The sequence below is a fragment of the Streptomyces sp. T39 genome, from assembly GCF_008042045.1.
Lineage (GTDB): Bacteria > Actinomycetota > Actinomycetes > Streptomycetales > Streptomycetaceae > Streptomyces.
This window is the reverse complement of record NZ_RDBP01000057.1, coordinates 113,465-125,000: the sequence shown is the minus strand read 5'-3', so window position 1 is coordinate 125,000 and position 11,536 is coordinate 113,465. Positions and strand designations below refer to the sequence as shown.

The window sequence follows — 11,536 nt, the reverse complement described above, 5'->3', positions numbered from 1 at the left end:
CCTGGTCCCCCGACGCCGTGACCGCCCAGGCGGAGGGCACCGACCGAGTGTTCCGCGAGGCCCCCGCGGCCCACGCGGAACACTCGGTCGGTGCCCTCCGCCTGGGCGGTCACGGCGTCGGGGGACCAGGAGACGGAGAAGCTCGCCGCGCGCTCCCCCCGGTGCCCCGGCACCACGACCGTGACCGGGGCGGCGCCCGCGCCGGGCGCCGCCCCGACCAGCAGCGTGAGGTCGTCGAGCCAGTCGCCGTCGGGGCGCAGGGTGTCGGCGCCGAGCGGCAGCACCGCCCCCTCCCGCAGGTAGAGCGGCAGGCTGTCGAAGCCGTGGGTCTCGTGCCGCCACCCTGGCCCCCGGACCGTCTCCCCGGTGAGCAGGTGGGTCCATTCCCCTTCGGGCACGTACACCTCCACCGTCCCGTCCGCGGTGAAGACGGGGGCGACGAGCAGGTCGGGGCCGAGCATGTACTGGCGGTCGAGGGTGCGGCACGCCGGGTCGCCGGGGAACTCCAGGACCATCGGACGCATCACCGGCACCCCGGTGTCGCGTGCCTCGACGGCCGCCGCGTAGAGGTACGGCATGAGCCGGTGCTTCAGTTCGGTGAAGTGCCGCGCCACGTCGACCGCCTCGTCGCCGAACTCCCACGGCACCCGGTAGGAGTCGCTGCCGTGCAGGCGGCTGTGCGAGGACAGCAGGCCGAAGGCGAGCCAGCGTTTGAAGACGTCCGGGTCGGGGGTGCCTTCGAAGCCGCCGATGTCGTGGCTCCAGAAGCCGAAGCCGCTGAGGGACAGGGACAGCCCGCCGCGCAGGGATTCGGCCATGGCCCCGAAGGAGGCCCAGCAGTCGCCGCCCCAGTGGACGGGGAACTGCTGCCCGCCGGCGGTGGCGGAGCGGGCGAAGAGGACCGCCTCGCCGGGGCCGCGTTCCTTCTCCAGGAGTTCGAAGACGGCGGCGTTGTAGAGCTGGGTGTAGTAGTTGTGCATCCGCTCGGGGTCGGAGCCGTCGTGCCAGACGACGTCGGTGGGGATGCGTTCGCCGAAGTCGGTCTTGAAGCAGTCGACGCCCTGGTCGAGGAGGGTCTTCAGCTTGCCCTGGTACCAGGCGCGCGCCTCGGGGCTGGTGAAGTCGACGAGGGCCATGCCGGGCTGCCACAGGTCCCACTGCCAGACGTCGCCGCCCGGTCTCCGCACGAGGTGGCCGAGTGCCATGCCCTCGGCGAAGAGGGGTGACTTCTGGGCGATGTACGGGTTGATCCACATGCTCACGCGCAGGCCGCGGTCGCGCAGCCGGGCGAGCATGCCGGCGGGGTCGGGGAAGGTATCCGGGTCCCAGGCCAGGTCGGTCCACTGGTACTCGCGCATCCAGAAGCAGTCGAAGTGGAAGACGGAGAGCGGGATGCCGCGTTCGGCCATGCCGTCGGTGAAGGAGGTGACGGTGGCCTCGTCGTAGGAGGTGGTGAAGGAGGTGGTGAGCCACAGGCCGAAGGACCAGGCGGGGGGCAGCGCGGGCCGTCCGGTGAGGGCGGTGTAGCGGGTGAGCACGTCCTTGGGGGTCGGTCCGGCGACGATGTAGTACTCGAGTTCCTGGTCCTCGACGCTGAACTGGACCTGTCCGACGGATTCGCTGCCGACCTCGTAGGAGACCTTGCCGGGGTGGTTGACGAAGACGCCGTAGCCGCGGGAGGAGAGGTGGAAGGGGATGTTCTTGTAGGCCTGCTCGCTGCTGGTGCCGCCGTCGGCCTGCCAGATGTCGACGCTCTGGCCGTTCCTGACGAACGGGGTGAAGCGTTCCCCGAGGCCGTAGATGTGCTCGCCGACGCCGAGGGCGAGCTGGGCGGCCATGTGGTGGGCGCCGTCGGGGGTGGTGACGAAGGCGGTGCCCTTGTGGCCTGCCTCGGTGAGGAGGCGGCCGTCGGCGTCGAGGAAGCGCAGGGCCCAGCGGCCGGCGGTGTCGAGCCGCAGGGTGAGGGGGCCGCTGACGAGTTCGGCGGCGGTGCCGTCGCGGCGGACGACGGCGTGGCCGCCGCCGGTGCCGTCGAGCGCGAAGTCGGGGCCCCGGCGCGCCTTTCCGGCATGGTGTACCGTCCGGACTCCGATGACTCCCTCGGCGGGTGAGAAGCACTCGACGGTGATGAGGGGCGCGTTGAGCGTGTCGCCGCGGGTGCGTACGGGTCCGACGGAGGCATAGGCCGTGAAACGGCCGTCTCCGGTGTGCAGATCGCGTACTTCGGTGGCGTACGAGGCGTGGGTGCCCTCGCGCATCAGCCAGAAGCCGTCGGTGAACTTCATCCTGGTCCTCAAGACGTATACGGACGGGGCGGAAGCGCTTCCGCGGATCATACTGGGCCCTCCATTGCCCCTGGTCAACGCTTCTCCGGCAATTCATCGAAGCGCTTCACCACCCCAAAACGGACTTCCTCGCGAATCCTGTGCGAAGCATTGACGCCACACGAACGTCCCTCTACGTTCGGCGCGTTGCACTTCGTACGTCATATATGAGACGCGATACACGAGATCTGAGAGTGACCATGGCTTTCGCGCCCAGTCCGATCCCCTCCCGCACCCAGTACGTCCTGGAGGCGATCAAGCACGACATCCTCACCGGCGGTCTCAGTCCAGGTCAGGCGTTGGTCGAGACCGAACTGGCGGCCCGTTTCGGGGTGTCCAAGACGCCGGTGCGCGAGGCGCTCAAGACGCTGGCCGGCACGGGTCTCGTGGTGATGAGCCAGTACAAGGGCGTCACGGTGCGCATGGTCGACGCGGACATGGCGCGCGAGGTCTACGACGTGCGGCTGCTGCTGGAGCCGGAGGCGCTGCGCAGATCGATCGCCCGGGGCGCGTCGCTGGAGCAGGCGCGCTCGGCGCTGATCAGCGCCGACGAGGCAGCCGACCAGGCCGAACGGTCGCTGGCGAACCGGGAGTTCCACCGCGCGCTGTACCTTCCGTGCGGCAATCCGCTGCTGGCCCGGATGCTCGACGAGGTGCGCGACCAGGCCGCGCTGGTGTCGACGGTGGCCTGGGCCGCCGATCCGTCCTGGCACCGGGAGGCGGACGAGCACCGGGAGATCCTGCGCCTGGCCGAGGCGGGGGACACGGACGCCGCCGTCGCCGCCCTCCACGACCACATCGCGTCGTTCGTGCTGCGCGCGTTCCCCCTGACCGACGAGGAGAACCAGGCATGACGGCGACCGACTTCACGGCTCTGCGCGAGGCCCTCGCGGATGTGGTGGCCATTCCGGTCACCCCGTTCACCGCCGAGGACACGATCGACGAGCCCGCGCACCGCGCGCTGATCCGGCGCCTCGTCGACGGCGGCGTGCGCACCCTGACGCCGAACGGCAACACGGGCGAGTACTACGCCCTGGACCCGGACGAGCGCCGCGCGGTCACCGAGCTGACCATCGACGAGGCCGGCGACGGCGCCGTGATCCTGGTCGGCGTCGGGCTCGACGTGCCGACCGCGGTGGCCTCGGCCCGGCACGCCAGGGACGCCGGCGCGCAGATGGTGATGGTGCACCAGCCGGTCCACCCCTACGTCTCGCAGGCCGGGTGGGTGGACTACCACCGGGCCGTCGCCGACGCCGTCCCCGAGCTGGGCGTCGTCCCCTACATCCGCAACGCGGCCCTCGACGGCAGCCGGATGGCCGAGCTCGGCGAGGCGTGCCCCAATGTGATCGGCGTCAAGTACGCGGTCCCGGACGCGGCCCGGTTCGCCGCGTTCGCCCGTGACGCGGGCCTGGAGCGCTTCGTGTGGATCGCCGGTCTCGCCGAGCTGTACGCGCCCTCCTACTTCGCGGGCGGTGCCACCGGCTTCACCTCGGGGCTGGTCAACGTGGCTCCCGCCGTCTCCCTGGAGATGCTGGCCGCGCTGCGCGCCGGCGACCTGCGGGCGGCGATGAAGGTGTGGGAGCGGATCCGGCCGCTGGAGGACATGCGGGCGGCTCACCAGTCGGCCGACAACGTCTCGGTGGTGAAGGAGGCGCTGGCCGCGCTCGGACTGTGCCGTCGCGACATCCGTCCGCCGAGCCGGGCGCTGCCGAAGCAGCAGCGGCCCCGGGTCGCCGAGCTGGTGGCCGGGTGGGGCATATGACCGTACGGCCCGAGGAACTGCGCAGCCACCAGTGGTGGGGGACGGACGGGCTGCGGTCGTTCTCGCACCGCGCCCGCACCCGCCAGCTGGGCTACCTGCCCGAGGAGCACCTGGGCAAGCCGGTGGTGGCGGTCCTCAACACCTGGTCGGACATCAACCCGTGCCATGTGCATCTGCGGGACCGGGCGCAGGCGGTCAAGCGGGGTGTCTGGCAGGCCGGCGGCTTTCCGCTGGAGTTCCCGGTGTCGACGCTCTCGGAGACCTTCCAGAAGCCGACGCCGATGCTCTACCGGAACATGCTGGCGATGGAGACGGAGGAGCTGCTCCGCTCCTACCCGGTGGACGGGGCCGTGCTGCTCGGCGGCTGCGACAAGTCGACGCCCGCGCTGCTGATGGGTGCGGCGAGCGCGGACCTGCCGGCGGTGTTCGTGCCGGCCGGGCCGATGCTGCCGGGGCACTGGCGGGGCGAGACGCTCGGCTCGGGCACCGACATGTGGAAGTACTGGGACGACAAGCGGGCCGGGCTGATCGGCGACTGCGAGATGGGCGAGCTGGAGAGCGGGCTGGCCCGCTCCCCCGGCACCTGCATGACGATGGGCACGGCGTCCACCCTGACGGCGGCGGCCGAGGCGCTGGGGGTGACGATGCCGGGTGCGTCGTCGATCCCCGCGGTGGACTCGGGTCACGACCGGATGGCCGCGGCCTCCGGGCGGCGGATCGTGGGTCTGATCCGCGAGGACGTGAAGCTGTCGCACATCCTGACGCGTGAGGCGTTCGAGGACGCGGTCACCACGGTGCTGGGCCTCGGCGGCTCGACCAACGCCGTGATCCACCTGATCGCCATGGCGGGCCGGGCGGGGGTGTCCCTGTCGCTCGACGACTTCGACCGGCTGGCGCGTGAGGTCCCGGTGCTGGCGAACGTCCGCCCCGGCGGCGGCCCGTACCTGATGGAGGACTTCCACTTCGCCGGCGGGCTGCCCGGGTTCCTGTCGCGGATCACCGATCTGCTGCACCTGGACCGGCCCACCGTCGCCCACGCCACACTGCGCGAGCAGCTGGCGAACGCGCTCGTCCACAACGACGACGTGATCCGGGTCCGGGAGAACCCGGTGGCGCCGGAGGGCGGCGTGGCGGTGCTGCGCGGCAACCTCTGCCCGGACGGCGCGGTCATCAAGCACATCGCCGCCGAGCCGCACCTGCTCAAGCACACCGGTCCCGCGGTCGTGTTCCCGGACTACCGCACCATGCAGCGGACCATCAACGACCCGGAGCTCGGCATCACCGCCGACCATGTCCTCGTCCTGCAGAACGCGGGGCCCAAGGGCGGGCCGGGCATGCCGGAGTACGGGATGCTGCCGATCCCCGACCATCTCCTGAAGCAGGGGGTGCGGGACATGGTGCGCATCTCCGACGCCCGGATGAGCGGCACGAGTTACGGCACCTGTGTGCTGCACGTCGCGCCGGAGTCGTACATCGGCGGACCGCTGGCGCTGGTGCGCACCGGTGACCTGATCACGCTGGACGTGGAGGCGCGGTCGCTGCGGCTTGAGGTGCCGGACGAGGAGCTGGCGCGGCGCCGGGCCGAGTGGACCGAGCCGCCCGTCCGCTACGAGCGCGGCTACGGGGCGCTGTACAGCGAGTACGTCACCCAGGCCGACACCGGCTGCGACTTCACCTTCCTCGCCAGGCCGGGCCAGGTGCCCGATCCCTACGCGGGCTGACGCCCGCCGCACACCGGGCCCCGCGCGCCCGGACGCCGGCAGGCGTCGCAGGCGGCGGACCCCCACACCCTTGTCAGCAAGCGCTTTCCCGCAGTGCCGCGGGCCGTCAGGGCCCGCCCCCTCGCGAAATGCCCGTACCACGATCGGAGACGCAGTCATGGCCTCAGCTGTGGCGCAGAAAACACCAGGGCCCCCGCGCCCGCTGCCCCGGCCGCCCGGCCGCCGGCGCGCAGGAGTGGCACCGCGCAGGCTGCCGTACCTGCTGATCGCTCCCGCCGGCCTGCTCATGCTGGGCTTCATCGCCTACCCGGTGCTCAGCGTCTTCTACTACAGCGCGCAGCACTACAACCCGACGAAGCCCTGGCGCAACGGCTTCGCGGGATGGGAGAACTTCACCGCGATCTTCACGGAGGACACCCACTTCTGGGACACCCTCGCCTTCAGCCTGAAGTGGGTGTCCGTCGAGGTCTCGCTCCAGCTCCTCTTCGGTCTGGCGCTGGCGCTGATCGTGAACCAGACCTTCGTGGGACGCTCGCTCGGACGGGCACTGGTGTTCTCGCCGTGGGCCGTCTCCGGCGTGCTCACCTCGGCGATCTGGGTGCTGCTCTACAACTCGCAGACCGGCATCACCCGCTACCTGGCCGACGTCGGCATCGGCGAGTACGGCACCTCGCTGCTCTCCGACACCGGGACCGTCTTCTGGGCCGCGATCGTCGCCGACCTGTGGCGCGGAGTGCCCTTCTTCGCCATCCTCATCCTCGCCGACCTCCAGTCGGTGCCGAAGGACCTCTACGAGGCGGCCGAGGTCGACGGGGCGAGCCGGATACGGCAGTTCCTGCACATCACCCTGCCGCACCTGAAGGACGCCATCATCCTCTCGACGCTGCTGCGCGCGGTGTGGGAGTTCAACAACGTCGACCTCCTCTACACACTGACCGGCGGCGGTCCGGCGGGCGAGACCACGACCCTGCCGCTGTACATCGCCCACACCAGTGTCGAGGGGCGCGACTTCGGCTACGCGTCCGCACTGACGACCGTCGCGTTCGTCATCCTCCTCTTCTTCTCGATGGTCTACCTGCGCCTGAGCAAGTTCGGAGGCGAGACCAAGTGATCACTCAGGACACCACCCGCTCCCCCGACCTCACCACCGCGACCCACGGTCCGGGCCGCACGGACTCCGGTCCGGCCGGCCGGCCGCCCGTCAGCCGCCGCAGGAAGAAGCACCGCGCGTGGGACGAGGTCCCCCGCTGGCACATCTACCTCCCGCTCGGGATCTACCTGGTCTTCACCCTGGTCCCGTTCTACTGGATCCTGCTCTTCGCCCTCCGCCCCACCGGCTCGACGTCGCTGGTGCCCTGGCCGCTGACGTTCGACCACTTCGAGAAGGTGTGGACGGACCGCTCGTTCGCCACCTACTTCGAGAACAGCCTGATCACCGGTGTCGCCACGCTGATCATGACGACCCTGGTCGCCCTGGCCGGCGGATACGCCCTCGCCCGCTTCGACTTCAAGATCAAGCGGACGTTCATGCTGGCGCTGCTGTGCTCGCAGTTCGTGCCCGGCGCGCTGCTGCTGGTGCCGCTGTTCCAGATCTTCGCCGACCTCAGCCTGATCAACTCGCTCACCAGCGTCATCATCGCGGAGACGGTCTTCCAGCTCCCGCTGTCGATGATCCTGATCAGCGGCTTCATCCGGAACGTGCCGTACTCCCTGGAGGAGGCGGCCTGGGTGGACGGGTGCAGCAGGTTCACCGCCTTCCGGGTCGTGGTCCTGCCGATGCTGCGGCCGGGTCTGGTGGCCGTCGGCTCCTTCGCCTTCGTCCACTCCTGGAACCACTTCCTGTTCGCGCTGATGTTCCTCAACAGCCAGGACAAGCAGACGATCCCCGTCGGGCTCAACACCCTGATGGGCGCGGACAGCGTCGACCTCGGCGCACTGGCCGCCGGCGGCGTGATCGCCGCCGTCCCGGTGGTCGTCGTCTTCGCCTTCATCCAGAAGTGGCTCGTCACCGGCTTCAGCGCGGGGGCGGTGAAGGGATGAGCGGCGCGAGCCTGCCCCTGCCGGTCGTCCTGGCGGGCGCCCGCGGCCACGGCCGTGTCCACCTGGAGAACATCCGCAGGCTCCAGCACGCGGGTCTGGTCCGTCTGGCCGGCGTCTGCGAACTGCGGCCGCTGACGGACGAGGAGCTGGGGCTGCCGGGCGAACCGGTGGCGCAGTCCGACGACTTCGACGGGCTGCTGGCCGCCACCGGCGCACGGATCGCGGTGATCTGCACGCCGATCCAGACGCACACCGACCTGGCGCTCACGGCCGCCCGGCGGGGTGTCCACCTGCTGCTGGAGAAGCCGCCGGCGCCGTCGTACGCCGAGTTCCGCCGGATGGCCGACGGGGTGCGGGCGGCGGGGGTGGCCTGCCAGATCGGCTTCCAGTCGCTCGGCTCCGACGCCGTCGCCGCCGTCCGCGGCCTGGTCGCCGACGGGGCGATCGGCGAGGTGCGCGGGGTCGGCGGGGCGGGCGCGTGGGTCCGCGGCGAGGCGTACTTCCGCCGCGCGCCGTGGGCCGGCCGGCGCCGTCTGGACGGCGCCGACGTCGTCGACGGCGCGCTGACCAACCCGCTCGCCCACGCCGTGGCGACGGCGCTCGCGCTGGACGGCAGCGTGCACACCGAGGACGTCGCGGACGTGGAGCCGGAGCTGTTCCGGGCGCACGCGATCGAGGCGGACGACACCTCGTGCGTGCGCGTCACCACCGCGCGCGGCGGCCGGGTGACGGTCGCGGCCACGCTGTGCGCCGAGACGGCGGCCGAGCCGTACGTGATGGTGCACGGCGACCGGGGCCGGGTGACGTTCTGGTACAAGCAGGACCGGGTGCTGCTCCAGCGGGCCGGGCACGGACCGGTGGAGGCCGTCCACGGCAGGACGGACCTGCTGGAGAACCTGGTCTCCCATCTCACCGACGGGACGGACCTGCTGGTGCCGCCGGAGGCGACCGGCGCCTTCATGCGGGTCGTCGAGGCGGTCCGCAGCGCGCCCGACCCGGTGGCGCTGCCCGACGGTGTGTGGCGGCGGGAGCCGGCCGACGGCGGGCCGCGCCGCGTCGTGGACGGCGTGGACGCGCTGGTCGCGGCGAGCGCCGAGCGCACCGCGCTCTTCTCCGAGCTCGGCGCGCCCTGGGCGCGGCCGGCCGCCCTGCGCCAGGTGCAGGGGGCGGCCCGGTGACGGCTACGACGGTGCTGAGCTGCGCCGGGCGCCCGGTCGCCCACTACGCGACGGCTCCGGTGACCGAGCGGCGCTGCTCGCCGCGGCCGTGTCTGCACCCGGTGCGCACCCCGGCCGGGGTCACGGTCACCGAGCTGATGCCCGCGGACCACGTGCACCACCTGGGCGCGGGAGTGGCGGTCCCCGATGTGGCGGGACATAACTTCTGGGGCGGGCGCACCTTCGTCCGCGACCAGGGGCCCACCGAGCTCGACAACCACGGCGAGCAGCGGCACGACGGGTTCAAGCTGCACGACCGGGACGGCTTCGTCGAGGAGCTGAGCTGGGTGGCGGACGGGCGGCGGCTGCTGCGGGAGCACCGCACGGTCGCGGTGACCGCGCTGGCCGACACCGCCTGGGCGCTGGATCTGACGTTCTCGCTGACGAACACCACCGGCGAGGAGGTGTCGATCGGTTCCCCGGCGACCAACGGGCGGCCGGGCGCCGGGTACGGCGGCTTCTTCTGGCGGGCGCCGAAGGAGGCGACGCAGGCCCGGGTGTTCACCGCGGACGCGGAGGGCGAGGAGGCCGTGCACGGCCGGTGCGCGGACTGGCTGGCGCTGGCCGGCGAGGAGTGGACGCTGGTGTTCGCCGGGGCGACGGCGCGGACGCGCGAGGACCCGTGGTTCGTGCGCACCGCCGAGTACCCGGGTGTCGGGTCCTCGCTCGCCGCGGGCGACCGGCTGCCGGTCGCCGCCGGCGGGACGGTGGTGCGCCGCATCGTCACCGTCGTCGCCGACGGGCGGCTGGACCGCGACGGTGCCGCCGCCCTCGTCCGGAAGGCGGTGACGGCGTGATCAGCGCGGATCTCGGGGACGGCACGTACCGCAACCCCGTGCTCGCGGCCGACTGGTCGGATCCGGACGTCGTGCGGGTCGGCGACGACTACTACCTGACGGCCTCCAGCTTCGGCCGGGTGCCGGGGCTGCCGCTGCTGCACTCCGCCGACCTGGTGAACTGGACGCTCGTGGGGCACGCGCTGCAACGGCTGCAGCCCGCCGCGGCGTTCACCGTGCCCCGGCACGACTGCGGGGTGTGGGCGCCGTCGATCCGGCACCACGACGGACGTCTGTGGATCTTCTGGGGCGACCCCGACCACGGCATCTGGCAGGTCAACGCGCCCGGCGTGCGGGGCCCTTGGAGCGAGCCGCACCTGGTGAAGGCGGGGCGCGGGCTGATCGACCCCTGCCCGCTGTGGGACGAGGAGTCGGGCGAGGCGTACCTGGTGCACGCGTGGGCCAGGTCCCGTTCGGGGATCAAGAACCGGCTGACGGGTCACCGGATGCGGCTCGACGGCACCGGTCTCCTCGACGAGGGCACCACGATCGTGGACGGCGACCTGATCCCGGGCTGGTTCACCCTGGAGGGCCCGAAGCTGTACCGGCACGACGGCTGGTACTGGATCCTGGCGCCGGCCGGCGGTGTGACGAACGGCTGGCAGGGAGCGTTGCGCTCCAAGGACTTCTTCGGTCCCTACGAGGAGCGGATCGTCCTGGAGCAGGGTGCGACGGACGTCAACGGGCCGCACCAGGGCGGCTGGGTGCGCACCCGGTCCGGCGAGGACTGGTTCCTGCACTTCCAGGAGCGCGGCGCGTACGGCCGGCTGGTGCATCTGCAGCCCATGCGGTGGGGCGAGGACGGCTGGCCGGTGCTCGGGGACGGCGGGTCCCCGGTGCGGGTGCACCCCAAGCCCCGCCTCCCGGAGCGTCCGCCGTCCGCGCCGGCGACGGACGACGACTTCCCGGGCGGACGGTTCGGCCGCCAGTGGCAGTGGACGGCGAACCCGGGAGACGGCTGGACGACGGCCCACGGCGGCGACGGCCTGCGGCTGTCGTGCCCGCGCTCGGCGGACGCCGACGACCTGCGCCGGCTGCCGCATGTGCTGACGCAGCGGCTGCCCGCGATGGATGCGGTGGCCGAGGTCGAACTGACGCTGGACAGCGACGAGCCCGGCGCCCGGGCCGGGTTCGCCGTCCTCGGTGACGCGTACGCGTGGATCGGCCTGGAGCGCGGCGCCGACGGCGTGGCGCGGCTGGTGCACCGGTTCGCGGAGACGACCGCGGAGGCCGAGCGGGACGCCGCCGTGGCACGGGCCGCTCCGGCGGGCCGGGCGCGGCTGCGGATCGAGGTGTCGGCGGGCGCCCGGTGCCGGTTCTCGGCCGCCGTCCTGCCCGGTCCGGCGGACGCGTCGGACGACGGGGCGGAGTTCACCCCGTCCGGGCAGGTGTTCGCGGCGATGCCGTGGCGCTGGGTCGGTGCCCTGTTCGGCCTGTTCGGTGTGGCGCCGGCGCTGCCGGGACAACAGGGTCCCGGTTACGCGGGGACGGCCACGTTCACCGGGTTCCGGGTGCGCCCCGCGGGGCGCTGACCCGGACGCCGGACGCGTCCCGGACACGGGCGCGCGGTCCGGCCCACGATTTTCCCCCCACCTGATGACCCCTCACAGAAGTTCAACCGTACGAGAAGAAGAGA

General features: G+C 72.2%; 9 protein-coding genes. 8 read left to right on the top strand and 1 reads right to left on the bottom strand.

Going from position 1 to position 11,536, the window contains the following annotated elements:
* The coding region (gene yicI, locus EAO77_RS34180; RefSeq protein ID WP_147992232.1) for an alpha-xylosidase at positions 1-2,285 on the bottom strand (2,285 nt) is incomplete at its 3' end.
* A gap of 239 nt (positions 2,286-2,524) precedes the next feature.
* On the opposite strand from yicI, the gene EAO77_RS34175 reads away from it, so the two are divergent.
* From EAO77_RS34175 to EAO77_RS34140, 8 genes are all read left to right on the top strand, one after another.
* Positions 2,525-3,178, top strand: a complete 654-nt coding sequence (locus tag EAO77_RS34175) for a GntR family transcriptional regulator (RefSeq protein WP_147992208.1) — start codon at positions 2,525-2,527, stop codon at positions 3,176-3,178.
* Positions 3,175-4,086 carry a dihydrodipicolinate synthase family protein gene (locus EAO77_RS34170; protein ID WP_147992207.1) on the top strand — a complete coding sequence of 304 codons (912 nt, stop codon included), beginning with the start codon at positions 3,175-3,177 and terminating at the stop codon, positions 4,084-4,086. The genes EAO77_RS34175 and EAO77_RS34170 overlap by 4 nt, the downstream gene beginning before the upstream one ends.
* Positions 4,083-5,807 (top strand): L-arabinonate dehydratase, encoded by a 1,725-nt coding sequence (gene araD / locus EAO77_RS34165; protein ID WP_147992206.1) that lies wholly within the window; start codon positions 4,083-4,085, stop codon positions 5,805-5,807. Before EAO77_RS34170 ends, araD begins: the two co-directional genes overlap by 4 nt.
* A gap of 157 nt (positions 5,808-5,964) precedes the next feature.
* Positions 5,965-6,918: a carbohydrate ABC transporter permease gene (locus EAO77_RS34160; RefSeq protein ID WP_147992205.1), complete on the top strand. Its 954-nt coding sequence runs from the start codon at positions 5,965-5,967 to the stop codon at positions 6,916-6,918.
* Positions 6,918-7,847 (top strand): carbohydrate ABC transporter permease, encoded by a 930-nt coding sequence (locus tag EAO77_RS34155; protein ID WP_147992231.1) that lies wholly within the window; start codon positions 6,918-6,920, stop codon positions 7,845-7,847. Before EAO77_RS34160 ends, EAO77_RS34155 begins: the two co-directional genes overlap by 1 nt.
* A complete protein-coding gene (locus EAO77_RS34150) occupies positions 7,844-9,025 on the top strand; it encodes a Gfo/Idh/MocA family protein (protein WP_147992204.1) in 1,182 nt (393 codons plus the stop codon). Before EAO77_RS34155 ends, EAO77_RS34150 begins: the two co-directional genes overlap by 4 nt.
* A complete protein-coding gene (locus EAO77_RS34145) occupies positions 9,022-9,861 on the top strand; it encodes a PmoA family protein (RefSeq protein WP_147992203.1) in 840 nt (279 codons plus the stop codon). The genes EAO77_RS34150 and EAO77_RS34145 overlap by 4 nt, the downstream gene beginning before the upstream one ends.
* Positions 9,858-11,432 (top strand): family 43 glycosylhydrolase, encoded by a 1,575-nt coding sequence (locus tag EAO77_RS34140; protein WP_410088752.1) that lies wholly within the window; start codon positions 9,858-9,860, stop codon positions 11,430-11,432. Before EAO77_RS34145 ends, EAO77_RS34140 begins: the two co-directional genes overlap by 4 nt.
* The last annotated feature ends 104 nt before the right edge of the window (positions 11,433-11,536 follow it).